Genomic DNA, 23,192 nt, shown 5'->3' with positions numbered 1-23,192 from the left:
TAAAGTTTAATTCAGAGAATGGGAAGGAAAAGAATTATATTTGTTCTTTTATAACGATTTATAGTACAAGGGAAATAACATCAACCAAAAATTTATAAAATTGCCGGTAATATATTTAAAGATTAATATGATTTCCATCAGAAAAGTAGAACAAAGTTTTGTACGAAAGAGTTACCATAAAAAGTGTATATTTAAACAATATAATGTTCGCCCTATTTTTTAAAAAAGAGATATAAAAAAATAGCTTACATTCTTAATATTTATTTAGAGCTACCTATTTACCTGATGTCATAACCGAATAGATTGTCATTAACTTTATCCAGGATAATATCCCCTAAACCATACTCAACCCAACGGCGATTAACCATTGTAAATATATCTGTATTAGATTCTAACGGTTCTCCCCATTTGTGGTCGATTTCAGGATACATCTTTGTGGTAGCGTCAATTCCCATTCTGCCTCCTAACCCTAATTTTTGACTTGCAAAATCTAAGGTGTCAAAAGGTGTTTCTGGAAGGATAAAAACATCCCTTGAGGGGTCAACTTTAGAACTAATTGCCCAAACCACTTGACGAGGATCTCGGATATTAATATCTTTGTCTACAATAATCACAAACTTAGTGTAAGTAAACTGAGGCAATGCACTCCAAAAAGCCAAAGCTGCTCGTCTTGCTTGTCCTGGATAAGCTTTATCAATAGATATAATTGCTGCTTTATAACTTAAAGACTCCATGGGTAGAAAAAAGTCCGTAATTTCTGAGACTTGTTGTCGTAAAATCGGGGTATAAATACGGTTTAATGCGATTGCCATCATCGCCTCTTCTTTGGGGGGACGACCACTAAATGTCGTTAAATAAATGGGCTCTTTGCGATGGGTGATGGTGTGAAAGCGAACCAATGGCGAATCTTCTACTCCTCCGTAATATCCCATGTGATCCCCAAAAGGCCCATCAGGTAAAACTTCGCCTGGAGTAATAGTTCCCTCTAGGATAAATTCCGCATCTGCTGGGACTTCTAAATCTAAGGTTTTACACTTCGTCAATGTCACCCCTGACCCTCCATATAATCCTGCGAATAGCCATTCTGAGAGGTCTATCGGAATAGGAGTAGCCGCAGCCATTATAATTAGGGGAGCGACTCCTAAAGCGATGGCAATTTCTAATTTTTTACCATTTTCTGCTGCTTTTCGTAAATGTCTAGCTCCACCTCTGACAGACAACCAATGTACTGTCATGGTAGTTTTAGATTGCAACTGTAAACGATAAACTCCCACATTTGGGATTCCAGTCTCACAGTCTTTAGTAATAACTAGTCCCAACGTAATAATTTTCCCTGCATCCCCACTATAAGGACGAATTAAAGGTAATCTGTTCAGATTTAAGTTTTCCCCTTTAATTACCATTTGTTGACAGGGAGGAAAAAAACTTTTACCTGGTTTTGCTTTAATCACATCAAAAAGAATTTTAGCAAAATCAATTGTTTGGGAGATTTTTTTGGGTGGTTTTGGTTGTTGTAACATGGCTAATTTTCTACCCAGAGTCTCTAAATCTTGAGGTTCTTCCATCCTCATCGCCCAACAGACGCGTTCTAAGGTTCCCATTAAGTTAATAGCCACAGGAAAATCTGATCCCTTGACATTCTCGAATAAAAGTCCAGGTCCTCCTGCTTGTAGTATTCGGTTCGATATTTCTGCAATCTCTAAATCAGGATCAACTAATGCCTTAATCCGGCGTAATTGTCCCCGTTGTTCAAGTTGATTGATAAATTCTCGTAGATCTCTAGCCATGGTGCAATTAGTGACAAATTTCCGTACTCTATTATGACTTATTGTGGTGGAATAATATTTCTGCGACGAATTTTAATAAAAATAAGCCTGTAGTGAAATTACAGAGTATAAAATATATGATCCCATAGAGTGAATAAAAGTATAATTATTTACCATTATCTCTTGAGAAGATTAATTTGCCTGATCTACAGATCTAAATATTAAAAGTAAAATTAAATACTTTTGCTAAAAATATCTATATAATTTTTATTTTTGCAGTTTAAATTTTAATTTAAACTGCAAAAATAAATAACTTATTGATTTAAACTAAGAAAGTTTAACGGCTTTAATTTTATTTAATTAAATCAAGTCTAACATATTAGACTTATTGAGATTTAAGCAAGGGCTTACAAAGACAAGAAACTAATATTTTTTCAAAAAAAGCAACTAATTATTTAAATTTTTATTCTCTAAATGTAGACTACGTATGCTAAATAAACAACTGATAATTCCCAGGACTATTATTAAAAAATATATGCTAGGTAAAAATTTTTATTTTTGCTTATATAACTATTGTTATAGCTCGGTTTCAAACAAACTAGTATTTCGACTTAATTTTAAATTTAGAGCAAGGCAAAAATGTATCTTTCAAAAGCAGTTTCTGATTTCTGACTTCATAAAATTCTTAACATTACACTTCATTCTACCCAAAGATTGTAAGATGGTGCGTTAATAGTAGAAATAAAGAAATATACTTGACGTTCTTCCAGCAATTAATATTTTATAGACAAACTCTTAATCAATCAAAAAATTGGCTGAAATAAATATGACTTCCCTCTAAATAAACAGCAACTTGAGCAAGTTTATCAAAGAGTGTCATTCTTAAGTTTAAGAACACAATTTTTATGTTTCCAATGACTACGCAAAAGTTGATTGTAACTATCGCTACGGCCTTTGAGTCATTAACTAATTAGCATCTGAGAATTTGTTCATCAACTCCTTCATTCATATTTGTCTATCAAATTTTAATTATTCTTTATTTAACCAATAAACTGGTTATTATTGACATTTTTCACTTTTGTATAAAAATTAAACAATTTGTTTTTTTCTATGATGAACTCCATCTACACTGTGTCGTCAGCATTAGTGAACACACCCATACAACCCTCTTTTTTCGGCTATTGGAAATGGTAAAAATTATCTTATCGGCTTACCCTGACTGTAGCCTAATCGGATATGATGAACATGGCTGCTAAAAAAATAATATTTTTAACTTTACTAAAAAATGTTATTTTTAGCCCCAAACCCCACTTTTGACTATGATGATGTTCATTTAAGAGAAAACACTCAGACTGCTTATATTTTGGGTTATATTTATAACTATTTAGTAAATTATTTTTAGCCCTAAAGTATTTATTGAAGTTAATTTAAACACTCTAAAAAATGATTGATAAGTGTTATGTTTTCGTTAGTTTTAAAAAAAAATTTGTTATTGCTAGGTTTAGTTATCTAAATAAAATAGAGATTAAAATACTTTTTACTTTATTTTTAGACTTTTTTATAAAAAGTACTTTTGAAATGGCATTTAAGTAAAATTCTTTTATAGATAAACTATAGAGACTTATGTTCAAAGTAAAAGTTAAGTTAATCTAAAGGTGTATTATATTGCAGTTTAAACCTGATAACAAAAATTTGCCTAATACATCATATTTAATGTCTGTGTTATAAACAGTTATTTATACAAGATTGTTGGTGAATTTGATTGCCATTGTTACCCTTGAATTTTAACCGTTTTAACTAATTAAAACTAAAGAAAACAACTGATCAAGTCTACTGATAAATAAAGTATTCCTACTAAGATAAATATCAACTAATCCTTATTTTTTCTTATAAAAATTTTGCAATTACTATTAAAATCTGACTAAAAGTTCGTCTGTTCTATTCTGTAGCAGATAATTTAGAAATTATTTAGCTAGTAAACGATTTATTACATTAGAAATAAGTCTAGATAGAAAGATAAGTATGACAATAATTTTAGGAGCTGGAGCACCTGGAGAAATAGGTGAGCAAGTAGTTAACCTTCTCCTTTGACAAAATTATGCTATCCGCACTTTAGCTCAAAATATTTAAAAAGCTGACAGAGTTTTTTCAAAAAAGTTAAATTTATTCAAGCAGATATTACTCGTACCGAAACTTTAACTTCATAAATTAGTTGAAAATATTTCAAGGGTAATTAATTGTACCGGAACTCGCGTTGATCCTGTCAAATTAGATACCACCAACTGAGATAAGCACTATCAAGAGAAAAAATTTTATATATCTCAAGTGTCGGATAGCCCTAAAAAAATAGAATATTCAGAGATAAAAAATTTGACAGGTATAGTAAAAAAGTATCTGCGGTCAGGGAAAAAATTATTTTTGATTTTAGTCATCCTAGCGCAACTTTAAAAAGTATTTGAGGTGCGGTAGATAATGTTGTGATTGGAATAGTAAGTAAAATTAGAATATATCTGGGGGAAAACTGTACAGTTTATTTACGTCATGTTTTTATTGTTAATAACGGGGAGTTACTTCTGTAAAAGACTGAGTTTTTAAAACTTATTTTGGTTTATTGGGTTATTAAGTAATAAAACCACAAGTATAAGGAGATAAAATATAGGTTTATTATACGTTGTTGGAGCAAGTGGTGCGGTCTAGGATCTCGTTATTTCTTCGATATCTTTATCTAACGGTTCTTAAAACTATTCGTATCCTCTTTGCTGAATTTAATTCTTATTTTTCGGGCAGAAACCATCCCAAAAGTAAGGGCATTTAATGTCCCTCAGATCTATTCAATGCAACTGATGCAGACGAAATTTGAGTACGAAGAAGCATTCTTGGTCAAACCTAGATCTCTCTATTTATCCTAATTAGTTCCACAGGTTTTACCCTCCGAGGTCAGTCGGTCTTCAATTTAGACAAAGAACCTATTTCCGTCAGCATGGATGATCAACCCGGCAAAATTTCAATTTCGAAACGGCGAGAAGAAAAGTTAGTGGGTCACAGTGGGCTGAACTGTACTATTGTTTAACTCTGTGTATGAACGGAAAAACCTGGGGATAAACAACTTATTTTTCTTCAAGGAGATGCCATTACAGAATGAATGGATCGGGATTTGATTGCTGCTTTGTATCTTGGAGCCTTTCAATTACCTCAGACTGTTCAAAAAACTTTTAAGCTTCGAGAATCAAAAGATCTCATCAATTCTCAAAATTTAGCGAAATCTTTGGAATTTTTTCCACTGATTAATTCATCTACGACAAAAATCTAAATTATTTACACAGAGTAGGGGTCAACAGTCGTTTACCCCTATCGACTTTTAACTTAACGCTTTGAGATAGTCTCTACAGTTTGGCCATGTGAGATAGTCTCTACAGTTTGGCCAATTGGCCAGTCCTGGCGAGGAGGAAAGGACTGTTCCGAATGCAAAACAGTCCCCCCAGGCTCAACAGGACGGTTTAACGTTATGGCAGCTCCAAAACCTAGGCCAGCAGAAGTGCCCAATGCACTAGTTAGTAATAAAAATTCCCAGAGTAAGCCCCAGGGAAGAGTTCGAAGTTGGGGGGTCTGTGCTTTCATTAACTTCTCAACACCACACGAGAAAATTTAGATCAGATTATGATTCCGCTTAGAGCTTAACCTGAGATACAATTTTTGCCAAGTCTCATCGTTTAATACTAAGAACAAAAAATATCAGTTGCTTGGGTCATTTAAAAATGATTACAAGTTCAATAAGTGATACTTAAAAGTTAGTCAAATTTTTAAAATATACCGAGACTTAGCTTTCAGATTTATTTGACTCGAGGGCAAATAAATCATTATAAACGGGCTTGAATTATCTCCATAGATATAATTTTCTCTGAATTTATCTTATCAATGAGTAATTAATTACTCATTGATAAGATAAATTTAAAAATTTGTTATTCTATAAGTCAAAGAGGCTATTTTTTTTCGTAAATATTTCGTAAATATAATGACTATCGACTTCCAAGACACCTTTGATATCATCGTTGTTGGCGCAGGCCATGCAGGATGCGAGGCAGCTTTAGCCAGTGCACGTTGTGGATGTCGCACCCTAATGTTAACCCTCAACCTAGATAAAATCGCTTGGCAACCGTGTAACCCCGCAGTGGGAGGACTAGGGAAGTCTCAACTTACCCATGAGGTAGACGCATTAGGGGGAGAAATCGGCAAAATGGCAGATCGTACCTATCTGCAAAAACGAGTTCTTAACAGCTCAAGAGGTCCTGCAGTGTGGGCTTTACGCGCCCAGACCGATAAACGGGAATATTCAGCTGTAATGAAAAAAATTGTTGATGATCAAGATAATTTAACAATTCGGGAAGGGATGGTGACGGATTTAATCCTAGGAAAAAATGACCAAGTGATCGGCGTTGAAACCTACTTTGGTACTTGCTTTAGCGCACAAGCAGTTGTTTTAACGACCGGAACTTTTTTAAGGGGTCGTATTTGGATTGGGAATAAATCGATGGAAGCGGGAAGAGCAGGAGAATTTGCGGCGGTAGGACTTAGTGAAACTTTGAATAAATTGGGGTTTGAAACTGGAAGACTCAAAACCGGAACCCCTGCTAGAGTGGACAAACGATCTGTAGATTATCGTAATTTAGAACCTCAACCCCCTGATGATGAAGTACGCTGGTTTAGTTTTGATCCTGAAGTTTGGATTGAACGAGAACAAATGAACTGTTATTTAACTAGAACCACAGTCAAAACCCATCAGATCATTAGTGATAATTTACACCTATCTCCAATCTACGGTGGATTTATCGACTCTAAAGGTCCTCGTTACTGTCCTTCTATTGAAGACAAAATTGTTCGGTTTGCAGATAAAGAGAGTCATCAAATTTTTATTGAACCCGAAGGCCGAGATATTCCTGAACTTTATATCCAAGGATTTTCTACGGGACTTCCTGAAGATATTCAATTAGCGATGTTAAGAACCCTTCCAGGGTTAGAAAAATGCGCAATGTTACGGCCAGCCTACGCGGTGGAATATGATTATCTTCCCGCCACCCAATGTTATCCAACCCTGATGACTAAGAAAATTGAAGGGTTATTTTGCGCTGGTCAAGTCAATGGAACTACAGGATATGAAGAAGCAGCTGCCCAAGGTATCGTAGCAGGAATTAATGCAGTTCAGTTAGTTAAAAATAAAGAGATGATTATCTTTCCACGAGAGGAAAGTTATCTGGGAACTTTAATTGATGATTTGTGTACAAAAGATCTACGAGAACCCTATCGAATGTTAACCTCTCGTTCCGAATATCGTTTAATTTTAAGGTCAGATAATGCAGATCAACGGTTAACACCGTTAGGACGAAAAATCGGGTTAATTGATGAGCGTCGTTGGCAACTTTTTCAAACAAAACAAAATAGTATTTCTATAGAAAAAAAACGTCTGCATGAAACTAGAATTAAAGGAATGGATAAGGTAGGAATTACCATCGCAACAGAAACTCAACAAAAGATTAGAGGGTCAATTACCTTAGCAGATTTGTTACGCCGTCCTGGGTTTCATTATGTAGACTTAGATCGCTATGGGTTAGGGAATGCTCAACTTAGTTTAGTAGAAAAACAAGGGACAGAAATCGATATTAAATATTCAGGTTATTTGAAACGCCAACAAAACCAAATTGACCAAATTAGTCGTCATAGTAATCGTCCATTACCAAATAATATTAATTATATGATAATTGAGACATTGTCAATGGAATCTAGGGAAAAGTTAACTAAAATCAGACCTTTAACTTTAGGTCAAGCATCCCGCATTGGGGGGGTTAACCCTGCTGATATTAACGCTTTGTTGGTATATTTGGAACTACGTTCACAGAAAAAAATACATCATTATGCAATGATTTCTGAATCTAGAAAAACTTAATAGCAATGAAAATTAAATGTTCTAAATATGTGTAGATCTAAAATTTAACTTTTTTAAAAGTAGTTAGACTTTGCTCGATTATAAAAATAGGCTTACTATTAATAATAGGCGGGAAATAATCTAGATAAAAATAATCTCTAGAAAACTTTGTTTAACTCCACATCTTAGTTCACTTAAGACTAAAAGTTCATTCCTTTCAAATTTAAAACTTTGTCTAGTTAAGAAAATAGCATTTACTTTTGTAAGTATCTCAAGGATGGACTTTTTAAAAAAGTGAACTCGCTGTGAGAATAAATTTCAGTTATAATGAGGGAATTCTCAAAAATATAATTAATTTGGAGAAGAAAGACTTAAAATGTTTGAGGATAAGAGTTTTAAGTGAAGAAAAGTAAAGAAGCCTGTATTAAGTAAATAAACAACTAAAATTAAGCTAACAAAATATACTGTCTTAATTAACTTCAAGGACAGAAATAAAGGCCTTAACCATGACAAATGTGCTATAAAGATTAGTATTTATTTAAAACTTTAAAAGTTAAATCATATAGTCCGTAAATAATTTACCATCTCTAAATCTGCCAGCATTGTCAATCACTATTTCTACATCCAGAGTGATTTTAGCTGTCTCATAAATATGAGGGAGGAACAATTGGATGAATTAACAGTAGTAGGGACAAATTTATTTATCTATTAAAGTACTTTAATCCTTTTTACCTTACGGACAGCAGTATAGACTTTTAGCTACTCTATTTCCAATCAAAGATTCTAAAGTGATTTTCCTAATACCTTGATTAGAACCTCTTACTAAGACAGCTGAATTGGTTATATTGTACGCGATGATTTAATGTCATATTTTATTTAAATAAATCCTAATTGCGGTCTAAAACTTTTAATAAGATCTTACATTTTTCTTTCTAAAAGCTGCCGTTTAAAATTTATTTTCAACCACTAACTCACCCAGCGGTAATTGTCCAGGTTTAGGCCAAGGCTCTTTGACTTTTTTACCAATTGCTACCATTGGACCCATGACATAATCATCTGGTAAATTAATCAGCTCTGCTACTTTATCAATATCAAAACCAATCATTGGACAGGAATCATAACCCATCGCTTTAGCTGTTAACATTAGAGTCTGCATTGCCATACCAATCGAACGTTGAGCCTCATCCTGCTGCAACCATTCCCGTCCTTCATAAAATATCCCCATCCAATTAACTAATAAATCCGCCACTTCTTGAGGAGCATTACGCCAATAACGTTGAGGTTTTTTCCGCCAAGCTTTCATATCTGCTGTAAATAGAATCAGTAAAGAAGCATCTGTCATTTGAGCTTGATCATTACCAAATTCTTTACGAATTTTTTGTCGTAATTCTGGATCCCGAAGAATAACAAAGCGCCAATGTTGAATATTAAAACTAGTGGGAGACTGAATCGTTGCCTCAAGAAGTTTCTGTTCTTCTTCAGGAGTTATTTTGTGGTTGGGATCGTAACCCTTGACAGAGCGACGTTGATAAATTACCTCTAAAGTTTTCATAAAGTAAAAACCCTTGTTATAAGTTGAACGGTTGAAAAAAAATGAGTTTTTCAAAAAAGCTTAAACAAGCTTTTGTCTATTCTCATTTGCTGGATTAATTTGAAAAGTAAGATCTAGGTATTATTGCTAGTAACAGCAAGTTCAATATTAAATTCCTGAGCTAAAGATAGCACCATTCCTAGTATTTAGTCATTGCTATCTAAAAAATCGTTAACAACTTAAAGTTAGAACAATCAATTGTTGTTACTGTTGTGATTAACATGGTCACCTTTATCCAAAACAGTAACCATAGAAATCAACATCTTTATAGATCTTAGTCATCGGGGCGGGCTGTCAATCTTAATTTTTCTTGTTTTGTAGACCGAGAAAAATACTTTTATCGATAGCCTAGTTCAAGTCATTTTGTATTAGCGATGGGCTCAATTTGCTGAAAGTAAACTGACTCGGGAATAGAAGCATTAAATTTGCTGTGAATAATTCCTGTCTTAGTTAACATTTATTGTATATCCTTTAGAGGAATTACTGAACTGTTCATAACACTATCTTTATTTTCTAATACATCCTTCAAAAGGTAGGAGATAATTCCCACATCTTTGTGATTATGAGAGTCAAATTTTGGGGTTGGTTCAAATTGATATTTATTAATCAATCGCAGATAACTAAAGTCTGTATGATTAAGTTTTTAATAGCTATTAAAAGAAAAAATGCACCGATTGTATAGCTAACTAGAATTAGTTTTATATACTGCTTGGATCTGACGAGTAGTAATCATTGTTAGTACTTCCTATTTTCTAAAAATCACTTTTTTACTATTAATTGTTTTTAAACAAACAAAATATGAATTTTAAATCGCGCATTGTCTCTAAAATTTTAGATAGTTAAACTATTATGAATAAGTTTGGAAGTATGCGTGCATTCACTCAAGTCGTTAACAAGAGTTACTATGTTGCGGCTGTTGGCAAAGTATAGCTATCTCGTTCAGCAGTCAATAAACTGGGGACTGATTTATAAAATTACTTAGGAGCGTCATTATCTTATCGTACTACTCGCCTAGTTACACCAACATCAATAGCTCCAACTTTGTACGGACCCTATCTTGATATTTTCAATAGCCTCAAATAAGCAGCATTAGGAGTTTCTCAGCAATACTTCCATTCAACAGAAATACTTATAATTAATTTAGTACCCCTATTTTTTGTGGAATTTTTGTTTTAGGTTCGAAAATAACTGAATTGATGACTCGCTACAGAGATATTACAATTTAATTGACATTATGAAAACTATTTTGTTTAACTTATAAGTTAAGCTTACGATATAGTGATTCGTACTGGTTTACCATTTAATTCTTCTATTTTAATGATTTATCCTATAACTAAATAACTAGGCACTATACAAATAGTGCCTAGTTATTTAGAAATCAAAGTAATTTACTACAATGCTAATGAATAAAAAAATGCTCCTGTTTATACTGCATCTATTTAGTAAGAGGATGTTGATGGTCATTAATTCATTAAAAACAAGAAGAATGAGTAACCTCTAATAGAGTTTATTAGTCAAAAAATACAGAAATGTTAAGGTATGCAACAGTGAGTCGTTCGGGAATCCTTATTCTTACTTCACAACAAAAGTTGTGAAGTAAGAATAAAAACGAGGAGAACTACAAATTATTTTACTTAGCTATTTCTCACCATAGTTAATTTTTTGAGATTTAGGAGTGATGAGAATTAAATTTTATTGATATAGTCTGAATAATTTGTGACAATAATTTCTCTCACTTTACCACGACCATTTCCCTTAGAGTTAATCATCCGTGAGGCAAAAATGCGTTTAATATTAAATCCACAATATAATTCATCGAAAAAGAAATCTTCGATGTAATTAGTTGGATCAGAATTACTCAACATTTGATAAGCTCCTTGCTGAGATGCTTCCATAAAAGTATCTCTTAACCGTTGTTGTTCATTATCATTAAAATCTAATGAACTATAAGCATTAAAAGTAGCAGTTTTACTAATAGGACGATAAGGAGGATCATGATAAATAAAAGTATTTTTATCCGCATATTTTAGAACTTCAGAAAAATCGCATTGTTTAATTTTTGCAATTTTAAATGCTTGACTAACAGCTCTAATATTGCTGCTGTTAAGTATAGCCGGATTTTTATATCTACCCATCGGGACATTAAACAAACCTTTCCGATTTACTCGATACAACCCATTAAAACAAGTACGGTTCAGGAAAATTGTTAGAGCGGCACGTTCTACCCAATTTTTTTTATAAATATTAGTATCAGCTTCTTTGTCAAAAGTATTGTAATCGTTTCTAGATTGATAGTAAAAATCTTCTTTCTTCTTTTCAGTTAAATGTAGATACTTTTCTTTAATTTTTGATAATTTGTCAATTAGTAATTCAGCGTTATTTTTGATAACTTTATACAAAATAACTAGCTCAATATTTTTGTCGAAAAGGTATGCTTTTTCAATATTAAAATGATTGTAAATATCAAAAAAAACAGAACCTCCTCCGACAAAAGATTCTATGTAAGTTTTTAGATAACCTTGTTGTAATTTTAATGGATATTGCTTTTGAATTTGTGACAATAATTTTGTTTTTCCACCTGCCCATTTTAGCACAGGATAAGCTTTAAATCTTTGGCTACTTTCTAAAGCAGAAATCAATTGCAATTGCTTAATATTTTGATGACTTATTATATGTTTCATCTTGACTTTTTAGTTTAACTAGTTAACTTTAATTAATGCAATTTATGTCAATACAAAAAAAGTTACTATCACCATTAATTTATACTATAATGTCCAAGATTCTAATTTATTTAAATTTAATTAATAAATATTTAATATTTTTTGCAGAACAACTTTTAACTAAGCTTTTTAAAATTTTATTCTTCTGAAGTCAAAATGCTATTATGGAATTTATAAAATTAATGTTAAGAATAATAAAATTTTTCTGACTAAAAAGTTACGGCAAGTTGTTCGCCTAATCATTTATTATAAGCAATGATTAATTATTTCTTAACGAAGACTACACTAAGACTTAATAGTTTTTTATAATTAGAACCTAAATGGACCATAGACTATGAAGAAAGGACAGTATATTTTATACCATCTAATACTTAGAAAAAATCCTATCACAGTATTTAGTGCAGAATACTTTTGCCTATGGATACTTATTACCTTTCTGTCAAGTCCAGCTTCTTGTATTAGAATCTTTTTAACCGCTTTTAGAGATGATGCTTTATTAATATCATTATTCTAATTTATTTAGTATAAATTGGAACTAAAATACAATATTTATCTAGTAATTAGTTAAGCTATAGGCAGTTATTTTTTTCTTTTTTTTAAAAAAAATTGTTAATAACAGCCAGTCATTAAGTTCCCTAAAAATAGGTTAGATTATAACTAATAAATTAATTATTTTAATAAATTTTGCTTTTCTACAAAAAAATCTGTATAGGTGGTACCAGATACAAATTATCTAAAAGTAAAAGTTAATTTGTTAGCTCTAAATATCTAATTTACCTCTGAAAAAGCTAAAGAAACTAAAAAAATAATAGTTTTAATTAACTTTATTTCTTAGTTATTTCTCCTTGTCAAACCTTTGTCTAAACTACAGAAGATACTAGGCTTGGTATTTTCTCTTATACTTATTTTAAACAGTTATTGTAGATCTTTCTTTCTCTTTCTAAAAATAGTCTTTTTAGAAAGAGAAAGAACTTACAGTTTATAGAATAGATTGGCGCTTATATTTAGTAAAAAAAGAGATAAGTTCGGAAGTAATTATTGTACCAGTCATTAAAATTAATTATCATATTCTTCTCTTTTTCAAGATAACGATACAGATTAGTGAATTATCTATTTTTATTTTTAAAAATAAAAATTTTTCTAAATTGTTTACTGTTTGATACTCAACCAAATTATTATATTTTTACAAAAAAATATAAATACTAATGTAATAGTAATTGATTTATTTTTTAATAAACCTGAGAATATTGCTACATTATAGCAATATATTTTTTATTTCATAATTTTTTTGAATTTTATCAACTTAAAACTTATCTACTAACGTCCATAATCTCTTTGGCAACTCTAATTTTGGAGGACAAGTTAGCAAATATTCTCTATTAATTTTATAATAAATTTTTATATTTTTGTTGTAGACTCGTCTTCCATAATTAGACGTCAAACTTTTATTCTGATTGACTACGATTATATTCTGTCATTATTAACAATGCATATATCTACTTCGATTTCTAGATCTAGTTTTTTTAGATTTTGAATTTTAAAAGTATGATTTTTGATCAATATTTCTTATTCAAGAGCTATCCTTTTTTATCTTTAAGTCTCGTACTCTGATAAAAGTATCTTGTTTTTTAGCTTCAAACCTTTCCGAAGCAATTTTTATGTCTATACAATAAACTGCTTTTACCTTTGTCTATTAGAGCTAGTAAAAATATATTTCTTTAGTTCAGAACAACTTATTGGGGCGTTGAATTTCACTAATGGAACCAAAAGCAGTTATGTAAAATAAATAAATAAATAAATAAATTTATATATAAAAAATATGAGGTAATCTTAACTTGCTTTTTTAGTGTATTATGAACTTTTTTAAAGTCAAAATTAATAAAAGCTAAAGAGTTAATCAATGTGTTTTAGAGCATTTACATTAAAATTAAGTCTTCTTATTTCTTGAAATATTTAGTAGTTATTGAATAATTTTGATTAAATCGTAATATAGTGACTGCCATTTTATCTGTTTGAGTCAAAATATATTTGACATAATTTGTTAACGTATAACTTATACATTATAGACCTCTCCAAGCACGTAGAACGTAAAACTTAATTAGGACAAGATAGCCTTTAAAGGTAAACTGCAGAAAATTTTATTTTCTCTCTTGCAATTGTCTCAAGTTTTTGCTAGGCTTGTAAAGGATTAAAAAAGTTAGTTGCCGGGATAGCTCAGTTGGTAGAGCAGTGGACTGAAAATCCTCGTGTCGGCGGTTCAAATCCGCCTCCTGGCATTTTTCCCTCTTACATTAACTGAGCGGTAGAGAATAACCTCTAATATATGAAGTTCGTTGAATATCCGATATCCTTACCAATGAGAAGTGATTGCCATAGTCATAAGATTCATCTATTTCTAAACACGTAAGAAAGTCACCTTATAGATGCCGTTTCCCTTTTTTTTCACAACTTTTTGTTGGACTCATGTTGTAATTATAGGAGAAATGATAAAGTCGACCAGCTATAAAACTAATTTAGATTTTTAGACACACGAACAAGCACATCTGTTAAAAACAGAACAACTAAATCAAATATACTAACAGAATTCTGCCTAAATAGAAGATATAAAACGTTCTAAAAAACGATATTTAGAAAATTGATTCTAAATTTCAGACTTAAATTTTTAAAAAAAGTAATTCTAGCAAAAGTATGTTTTCAGCATATTAAAATCAGTTTTAATAGTCAAATTGAGTAGTTAAACGGCCAATGAAACTCACTTAAACTCTTATAAAAGAACAGCACAAAATTAATTAGACCAGAGTGTCCTTGCCTATTAATTAATGATTGTATTTCAATTGGTTAGACCGTGTTTGAGAGCAAAACGAACTAATTCTGTTCGACTGTTAGTTCCTGTTTTACCAAACAAACGACTAACATATTTTTCTACATTCCTTACACTGGTATTCAAACGCACGGCAATCTCTTTATTCATTAGCCCTTCTGCTACCAGCTCTAAAACACTTTGTTCTCGTGGTGTTAATTCAATTTTAAGAGGAGGAGGAGTAGTTACTAAATGAGGCTGTTGAATAATTTGTGCTTTAAGTTCTCGAATCTCTTGGGCAATTTCTTCTAGTTTTGTTGTCTCACTACTTGACTGAATACTGACTTGTCGGCGTTCAAGCAGACTTTTAATAATAGCTTCCAATTCTTCAGGATCAAATGGTTTAGATAAATAAGCATCACAACCGGACTGATATCCGCGAATGCGATCTGGAGTCATTCCCCTAGCGGTTAAAAAAACAACGGGAAGGGCTTGATACCTGGTATCTTCTCGAAGTTTTTGTAAAAATTGATAGCCATCCACTTGTGGCATCATAATATCAGAAATGATCAAATCAGGGACATCCTTCTCAATAAGTTCCCAGGCTTGATTAGCATTACTAGCAACTTTAACTTCAAAATCTCCACTATATTCTAAGTAAGCTTGTGTGGATTCACGGATTCCAGGTTCATCATCGACTAACAATATCTTTTCAGGATTTGACATAAGTTCTCTCGCTTATTTAACAACGATTAAATATTTAAGTTAATGAGGCCTTATCTTCATCCTCCTATATTTTAACCTAACTTCTAACATCGAACTGAGGTTATATTAACGATTTACTTAAATTTACATCATCTTAACGTCAGTTATTGCTTGAAAAGCCGGTAATTATCCCACTTTGTTTTTATAAAAATAAATTTCCCCAAACTAGGTCTTCAGTTTTACTGAAGACCTAGTTTGGGGTTTAATAAAATCTCTAAGTTGAACTCACATTAATTTAAGTCATCTTATTCTGTAGTATTAGAATCAAGTCCCCAAGGAGCATCAGAAATATCAGAATCAAGTTCCCAAGGAATATCAGATCTAGTGTAAGCACGGGCAATATTATCATCAAGAACCATATGTTCGTCTACTTCATCTAAATTAGACTTTAATAAATGTCCTGACGAGTTAGAGTCTGAGGAGGAAGCCAAAGACTCCCATGGGCAAGATTTTTCCGATTCACTATTGTTATATGAAGTCGAACGGGATAGCCGTTCTGAGTCAATATCTAGATCCCCCATAGAGATGTCCTCATGGGTATGAAAACCTGTTCCAGCTGGAATTAAACGACCAATAATCACATTTTCTTTAAGACCTCGTAACCAGTCAGATTTACCCTCAATCGCTGCCTCAGTCAAGACTCTCGTTGTCTCTTGGAAAGAAGCCGCACTAATAAATGAGTCTGTATTTAACGAAGCTTTGGTAATTCCCAATAGAATTGGGGTATATCGGGCGGGTGCACCTCCTGTAATAGCCATTGCTTCATTGACCTGTTCAATTTGGCGCAGCTCAACCAATTCCCCCGGTAACATAGTGGTATCTCCTCCATCATCTACCCGCACCTTAGCGGTCATCTGGCGAACAATGACTTCAATATGCTTATCAGAAATATCAATCCCCTGGGACTGATAAACCATTTGTACTTGATTTACCAAGAATTTTTGGGCAGCTCGTAGTCCTTTAAGAGCCGCTTCATAAACCCCCAGTAAATCTACATAATAATTGAAAAATACTTCTAGTATTTCATGGGGATTAGCCGGTCCATCGGTTAACTGATCACCGACTTCCACACGGGTTCCATCGGACACCATTACATTCTGGGGGGGAAGAATTGGGTATTCACTCACCGTTCCATCATCTTCAACAATCTTCACATCCACCATTTCATCATCATCTGAATATTCAACTTGAGTAATCCCTGGTTTCCGAGCTAGTATACAACTCTCTTTCGGCTTACGCGCTTCTAACAATTCCTCGATTCGAGGCAGCCCTTGAATAATATCCCCAGTTTTAGAACGTTCAAACACCAATAGGACTAGATTATCTCCCCGTTGCACTAAGTCTCCATCGTCAATATGCAAAATAGCTCCAGGAGAGACTCTATAAGGCCGAGCCCTACGTAAAACAACCTCAAACCCAGAACTATCTTTAGTTTGAGAAACAGCTACTACCCGCCCCGATGATTGTACTGTGACACCAGCGGCTAACTCAGCATCAGCCACCATCAAGTCTTCCGGCTTAACGATTGGTTTTTCGTCAACAGTAATAGTTTCTAGGTCGTCATCACGTACTACTAAGATTCGGCGAATTGCTTCAATTCCTTGCTTGATTCCTCGTACCTCACCGACAGAAGTACATTGAATTTCTGTCTTAGCCACTACTGCTCCAGGCGGAATATGCTCTCCATTGGATACCAGTATATTAGTTTGGATTTTGCCCCCGTGAGGATCACTATCAAGATCTCGACGTAACACCAAAGACTCCAAAATAACTAACTGTAATCGTTGACAGTCAGCGTCCTTATCAGTTTTTAGTTCAATGTCAGCTACGAGATTTGTTCCATGCTCTGATTCTTTCTGATCAATTTCCAAAACTAGTTGGGTACTTAACAACTGGGTGCCATCGACTGACTTAACCCGTTCCCCGTCTTTAAAAAATATTTTTTGACAAGGAAGTAACTCAATAGTCCGCCCCTGATCATCATTAATGGATCCTTGAGAAGGAGCTAGTGGTTCGTCTGAAACAAGATATTCTTCAACTGGACGCAGCAGCAAGCCTAATCCATCGGGACTTTCAATCCATTCTCCTTGACACAGACTTTCAGTAATAACATCAGGTAATACTTGAGTTCCTGGAGGAATTAATGCGCCGTTTTCAATGCCAACTTTGTCTGGGTCAACATCAAAGTAAAAGTCTCCCGGTTTAATAATAATTTCTCGAAGAATGTCATTTTTTTGAACTACTTCGACCACTCCACTGCAGGAACAGAAAATATCTTTGACAACTTCAGTTCCTGCTTCAACAAACTGCCCATCTTCGGATAACAGTAATGAAATATCTTTATTAACTTCATGAGTTTCTTCAGGGATCCATAATAAACTGCCCCCTTTAGTTACCTCATATCCTGTCTTACGACTTCCTTTGGATACTTCAATGCCACCATAACGCAAAATTCCGCCAGTGTTAGTCTGATAGCGATCATCAATTAATTCGGCGATGATGGCATGATTTTGTACTTTGGTTTGAGGAGCTGCCAACAATAAAAACTGCTGTCCATCAGCTGTATGAATAACATATTGTTCTCGACCTCCGGTACCTTCCATTTTAACTTTAGCTTGATCTAACAGAACTGAGGCTGTAATAATCTCAATTTCACGACTACCGGTGGCGGTACGCACCACACCTCCACTGGCTGAGACCAATTTCGTTTCTGCTAAAATTGTCCCCGGTTTGACTTTATCTCCGTTAGCGACAACGGGTTCTGCCGCTGGCGGCAAGTTATAGACTTGCCCTGATAGCACCCACAGTAACCCCCCCCGTTGAGCAATACGGGTACTATTCCCCTGGCGATCTGTTTTTTCTTCTGGCATTAACTGGGCAAAAAGCACTTCTCCTGCTAAATCAGTGGTTACATCTTTGGTTGCCCGTTCAGTTGACTTTTGTACCCGTGCATTAGTCACCTCAGCTAATAGCTGGTCTGGGCTGACTTTCGTTCCATCAGCCACAAAGATAAAGGAGCCTGGGGTAACGGAGTTAGCTACTTTTTTCCCTGAGCCGTTTGGAGTCCAAATGATATCCCCTGCAATTTCCACTTGAAAGGCTTCATCCCCATGACGAGTCCGTACTTTACGAGTGCTCAATCCTTTTCCCCAAGTTACGGTTCCGTTGTCAGGGGCTTTGATTACCCTGGCTACTTCTCCAGTAAAAACTCCTCCAGTGTGGAAAGTACGCATGGTTAGTTGCGTTCCCGGTTCTCCGATGGATTGGGCAGCAATAATGCCTACTGCTTCTCCTAAATCCACGAGACGACCAACAGCTAGACTCCAACCATAGCACTGTTGACAGACCGAGCGAGCTGCCTCACAGGTCAAAGGTGATCGCACCATGACTTCTTCGACATGTTCACTGATCAAGGAGGCAAGCTCTGGATCAATACTTTGATTGCGCCGGACTAACACTTGCCCATCTACGACAATATCTTCGGCCAATACCCGTCCTAATAAACGGTCTACTAGGGGAATTTTGACACGATCACCATCTTTCATGGCAACTACTTTCAGTCCCCGCTTAGTTCCGCAGTCTACTTCCCTTACAATCACATCTTGGGAAACATCCACTAAACGACGAGTTAAATAGCCTGAGTCGGCTGTTCGTAGTGCGGTATCTACTAAGCCTTTACGTGCTCCATAGGAAGAGATAACGTATTCTGTTACGGTCAACCCTTCTCGGAAGTTAGTTTTAATAGGTAAGTCAATAATTTCTCCTTGAGGATCGGCCATTAAGCCCCGCATTCCTACTAATTGACGCACTTGGCTCATATTTCCTCGTGCGCCAGAAAATGCCATCATATATACTGAATTGAGGGAATCCGTTTCTTGAAAGTTCCGAATTACTTCGTTTTTTAGTTCTTCTGAGGTACTATTCCAAGTATCAATTACCTTGGTAAAGCGTTCAACCTCAGTAATTTCCCCTTTAGCATAGCGATCTTGGGTGATACGTATTGATTGTTCAGCACTATCGAGTAATCCCCGTTTGGTGGGGGGAATTGTTAAGTCATCAATACTAATCGACACTCCAGCCTTAGTCGCATAGCGAAATCCTAAATCTTTTAAATTATCAGCCATTTGAGAGCTTCGCGCAGACCCATAATTCCGGTAAGCCCAAGCAATTAACTTTTTTAAACGACCTTTATCAACGATGTGATTATAGAATGTCATATTTTTTGATGTGTTAATAGTTGATAGTTGATAGTTAAGTTTTAGATTGCCCTGTTGGTCAATTTTTACTTACTATTCACCGTTTAGGCTTCTTCCTCTTCAAGGTCTTCGGTAGTTAACGATTCATAGGTAGGACGATTTGGTGCCCGACGTTGGGTATCCACCATCAAGTCAACTTCCACGTCTCGGCTAGTCCCATCAGCTGAAGTTTCCACCTTATGAACGGCAATATCCAAGCCCAAAGATTGCAATTCGCGCATCAACACTTTGAAAGACTCAGGGGTTCCTGGTTCAGGAATAGGCTTCCCTTTGACTATCGCATTGAGAGCCTCATTTCGTCCTTGCATATCGTCAGACTTAACGGTTAATAATTCCTGAAGGGTATAAGCCGCACCATAGGCTTCTAAAGCCCACACCTCCATTTCTCCAAACCGTTGTCCCCCTTGTTGGGCTTTCCCACCGAGGGGTTGTTGGGTCACTAAGGAATAAGGACCAGTCGAGCGAGCATGAATTTTGTCATCCACTAGATGGACCAGTTTTAACATATAGGCTTGACCAACAGTGACTGGACGATCAAAGGGTTCTCCTGTGCGCCCATCAAACACCTGTATTTTTCCGGGATTTTCTGGTTGATAAATCCAACTTCGCTTATGTTTTTGTGAGGCCTTTTTCAACAAACCATGAACTGTATTTCGTGACGCTTCAGCTCCATACATTTCGTCAAAGGGAGTAATCTTAGACCGTACTCCTAAATTTTCTCCTGCCCAACCTAGTAGGCATTCAAAAACTTGACCAACATTCATCCTTGAGGGAACTCCCAGAGGATTAAGCACAATATCAACGGGACGACCATCTGGAAGATAAGGCATATCTTCAATAGGCATAATTCGGGAGATAATCCCTTTATTCCCGTGACGACCTGCCATTTTATCCCCTACTTGGATTTTTCGCTTTTGAGCGACGTAAACCCTGACAACCATATTGGCTCCGGGTGGCAATTCATCTCCCTGTTCACGGGTAAATACCCGTACATCAACTACGCGACCTTTCTCTCCGTTAGGAACACGTAGGGAATTATCCCGTACATCCCTAGCTTTTTCTCCAAAAATTGCCCGCAGAAGCTTTTCTTCTGGTGGTTGGTCTGATTCTCCTTTGGGGGTCACTTTCCCCACCAAAATGTCTCCAGCGTCTGTCCAAGCCCCAACCCGGATGATTCCTTGTTCATCAAGATTTCTTAGCGCATCTTCCCCAACGTTGGGAATTTCTCGGGTAATCTCTTCTGGACCTAACTTGGTCTGTCGGGCTTCAATCTCGTACTTTTCAACGTGAATACTGGTGTAAACATCGTCGTATACCAGTCGTTCACTGATCAGGATTGCATCTTCGTAGTTATAGCCTTCCCAGGGCATATAAGCGACGAGGATGTTTTGTCCGAGGGCTAATTCTCCTCCTTCTGTCGCTGAGCCATCAGCTAACACTTGGCCGGGAACAACATCCTCATTAACATAAACTAACGGACGTTGATTTAAACACGTATCCTGATTAGACCGTTGATATTTTTGCAGAAGATAGACGATCTCATCGCCTAATTTATCGTGGTTTTCCGGTCCTGTGACTCTGACTCGAATTTCTGAAGCATCCACATAGGTTACAATCCCATCGGTGCGGCTGACGATTACCATTCCTGAATCTCGCGCTGCTTGAGCTTCTAATCCAGTCCCCACTAAAGGTCGTTCTGGACGTAGCAGAGGAACCGCTTGGCGTTGCATATTTGACCCCATTAGAGCCCTGTTGGCGTCATCATGTTCAAGGAAAGGAATCATGGAAGTCGCTACTGAGACAATCTGTACTGGAGAGACGGCAATATAATCCACCTGAGCTGGATTGGTGGTAGAAAATTCTTGACGGTAACGAATGGGGACTGTATCGCCTAAGATATTGCCCTCTTCATCAGTGGCCGCATCTCCAGGACAAACTCGTAGATCGTCTTCTTCATCAGCGGTTAAGTATACTGGGTTTAAATCTCGCCGCACCCGGCTATTTTCAACTTTATAATAGGGAGTTTCAATAAATCCATAGGAGTTAACTCTAGCATAGGTAGCTAAAGAGCCAATCAGCCCAGCATTAGGTCCTTCAGGAGTCTCTACAGGACAGATTCTCCCGTGGTGGGATGGATGAATATCTCTTACTGCAAAGCCTGCTCGTTCCCGGGTCAATCCTCCAGGACCTAGGGCAGAGATTCGGCGTTTATGGGTCAATTCCGCTAGGGGATTGGTTTGATCCATAAATTGAGACAGTTGGGAAGAGCCAAAAAATTCTTTAATAGCAGCTACCAAGGGTTTAGGATTGACTAAAGAAGCAGGAGTGAGGCTATCTGACTCACTGACGGTCATCCGTTCTCGAATAATCCTTTCTAGACGATTTAATCCAACTCTCACCTGATTTTGAAGCAGTTCTCCCACGGAGCGTACCCGACGGTTCCCTAGATGATCGATATCATCAGTACTACCAATATCAAATTCTAAATTAATTAAGTAATCGATCGCGGACAAAATATCCTCTGATCTCAAGACCCGAATGGTGTCAGCCGTATTGAGACGTAGTTTTTTATTGAGCTTATAACGTCCTACACGTCCTAAATCATACCGTTTACTGTCAAAAAAACGTGAATCGAGTAGTTGCTGTCCCCCACTGACGGTTGGAGGTTCTCCTGGACGTAATTTGCGATACAATTCGAGCAAAGCTTCTTCTTCGCTAGGGTTCCCTTCTTTATCTAGAGTTTGCTGATAAAAATCAGGGTGGCGTAGAGAATCTAAAATTTCTGAGTCGCTTAGACCGATGGCTTTAAGTAATACTTGAGCTGACAATTTACGTGTTTTATCAATCCGAACCCACACCAATCCATTTTTATCAGTTTCAAACTTTAGCCAAGCTCCTCGGTTAGGGATTAAAGAAGCTGAATAGGTGCGTCGTCCATTCTTATCAGTTTCTGCTTTGTAATAAACCCCTGGAGACCGTACAATCTGGTTAACGATCACCCGTTCTGCTCCATTTATAATGAAGGTTCCCCGTTCGGTCATTAAGGGTAAATCACCAATAAATACTTCTTGCTCTTTAATTTCCCCAGTTTCTTTATTAATTAAACGGGTTGGTACATACATCTGTACTGAATAAGTGCTATCACGTCGTTTTGCTTCATCAACATCATATTTTGGTTGTTTAAGTTTATAGTTTTCTCCCAAAAAATGTAATTCTAACTTCCCAGTATAGTCTGTGATGGGAGAGAAGCTGTTGAGCTCTTCGATTAACCCCTCGTCCAAAAACCACATAAAACTTGATCGTTGAATTTCGATCAAGTCTGGGAGTAAATCATAGTTATAGATTAGATTAGTCATTGCGCATTTATCACCGAGTTA

8 protein-coding genes and 1 tRNA gene are annotated in these 23,192 nt (G+C 35.5%); 2 read left to right on the top strand and 7 right to left on the bottom strand.

Annotated features, from left to right (window positions below; translation table 11 throughout):
• Positions 1-278: 278 nt before the first annotated feature.
• Positions 279-1,787, bottom strand: coding sequence for a UbiD family decarboxylase (locus P3F56_RS01890; protein ID WP_281153085.1), 1,509 nt, complete (start codon positions 1,785-1,787; stop codon positions 279-281).
• A 3,342-nt stretch (positions 1,788-5,129) separates the two neighbouring features.
• Entirely contained in the window at positions 5,130-5,384 is a 255-nt protein-coding gene (locus tag P3F56_RS01885) for a hypothetical protein (protein ID WP_281153083.1), read from the bottom strand.
• A 394-nt stretch (positions 5,385-5,778) separates the two neighbouring features.
• Here P3F56_RS01885 and mnmG point away from each other — a divergent pair, with 394 nt between their 5' ends.
• Positions 5,779-7,704, top strand: a complete 1,926-nt coding sequence (gene mnmG, locus P3F56_RS01880; RefSeq protein ID WP_281153081.1) for a tRNA uridine-5-carboxymethylaminomethyl(34) synthesis enzyme MnmG — start codon at positions 5,779-5,781, stop codon at positions 7,702-7,704.
• 925 nt (positions 7,705-8,629) lie between these two features.
• Here mnmG and P3F56_RS01875 read toward each other — a convergent pair.
• Both P3F56_RS01875 and P3F56_RS01870 read right to left on the bottom strand, forming a co-directional pair.
• Positions 8,630-9,235 (bottom strand): nitroreductase family protein, encoded by a 606-nt coding sequence (locus P3F56_RS01875; protein ID WP_281153079.1) that lies wholly within the window; start codon positions 9,233-9,235, stop codon positions 8,630-8,632.
• Positions 9,236-10,959: 1,724 nt separating this feature from the next.
• Complete coding sequence (locus P3F56_RS01870; protein ID WP_281153078.1) at positions 10,960-11,955, bottom strand: DNA adenine methylase; 996 nt, start codon at positions 11,953-11,955, stop codon at positions 10,960-10,962.
• Positions 11,956-14,197: 2,242 nt separating this feature from the next.
• Here P3F56_RS01870 and P3F56_RS01865 point away from each other — a divergent pair.
• A tRNA-Phe gene (locus P3F56_RS01865) sits at positions 14,198-14,270 on the top strand.
• A 554-nt stretch (positions 14,271-14,824) separates the two neighbouring features.
• On the opposite strand, the gene P3F56_RS01860 is transcribed toward P3F56_RS01865, so the two are convergent.
• The 3 genes from P3F56_RS01860 to rpoB all read right to left on the bottom strand — a co-directional run bounded on the left by P3F56_RS01860 (position 14,825) and on the right by rpoB (position 23,171).
• Positions 14,825-15,520: a response regulator transcription factor gene (locus tag P3F56_RS01860; protein WP_281153076.1), complete on the bottom strand. Its 696-nt coding sequence runs from the start codon at positions 15,518-15,520 to the stop codon at positions 14,825-14,827.
• Positions 15,521-15,804: 284 nt separating this feature from the next.
• The gene (locus P3F56_RS01855) at positions 15,805-19,776 is read right to left on the bottom strand and encodes a DNA-directed RNA polymerase subunit beta' (RefSeq protein ID WP_281153074.1); all 3,972 of its coding nucleotides are present in this window, start codon (positions 19,774-19,776) and stop codon (positions 15,805-15,807) included.
• A gap of 83 nt (positions 19,777-19,859) precedes the next feature.
• Positions 19,860-23,171 carry a DNA-directed RNA polymerase subunit beta gene (gene rpoB, locus P3F56_RS01850; protein ID WP_281153072.1) on the bottom strand — a complete coding sequence of 1,104 codons (3,312 nt, stop codon included), beginning with the start codon at positions 23,169-23,171 and terminating at the stop codon, positions 19,860-19,862.
• Between the last annotated feature and the right edge of the window lie 21 nt (positions 23,172-23,192).

This window comes from cyanobacterium endosymbiont of Epithemia clementina EcSB (assembly GCF_029919255.1).
Classification (GTDB): domain Bacteria; phylum Cyanobacteriota; class Cyanobacteriia; order Cyanobacteriales; family Microcystaceae; genus Rippkaea.
The sequence above is the reverse complement of the archived record's forward strand: the minus strand, read 5'-3'. Positions and strand labels throughout refer to the sequence as shown.

Bases quoted from the DNA above. Each gene is read 5' to 3' on its own strand.
- P3F56_RS01890 (WP_281153085.1), bottom strand. From the start codon at position 1,787: ATGGCTAGAGATCTACGAGAATTTATCAATCAACTTGAACAACGGGGA.
- P3F56_RS01885 (WP_281153083.1), bottom strand. From the start codon at position 5,384: ATGAAAGCACAGACCCCCCAACTTCGAACTCTTCCCTGGGGCTTACTC.
- mnmG (WP_281153081.1), top strand. From the start codon at position 5,779: ATGACTATCGACTTCCAAGACACCTTTGATATCATCGTTGTTGGCGCA.
- P3F56_RS01875 (WP_281153079.1), bottom strand. From the start codon at position 9,235: ATGAAAACTTTAGAGGTAATTTATCAACGTCGCTCTGTCAAGGGTTAC.
- P3F56_RS01870 (WP_281153078.1), bottom strand. From the start codon at position 11,955: ATGAAACATATAATAAGTCATCAAAATATTAAGCAATTGCAATTGATT.
- P3F56_RS01860 (WP_281153076.1), bottom strand. From the start codon at position 15,520: ATGTCAAATCCTGAAAAGATATTGTTAGTCGATGATGAACCTGGAATC.
- P3F56_RS01855 (WP_281153074.1), bottom strand. From the start codon at position 19,776: ATGACATTCTATAATCACATCGTTGATAAAGGTCGTTTAAAAAAGTTA.
- rpoB (WP_281153072.1), bottom strand. From the start codon at position 23,171: ATGACTAATCTAATCTATAACTATGATTTACTCCCAGACTTGATCGAA.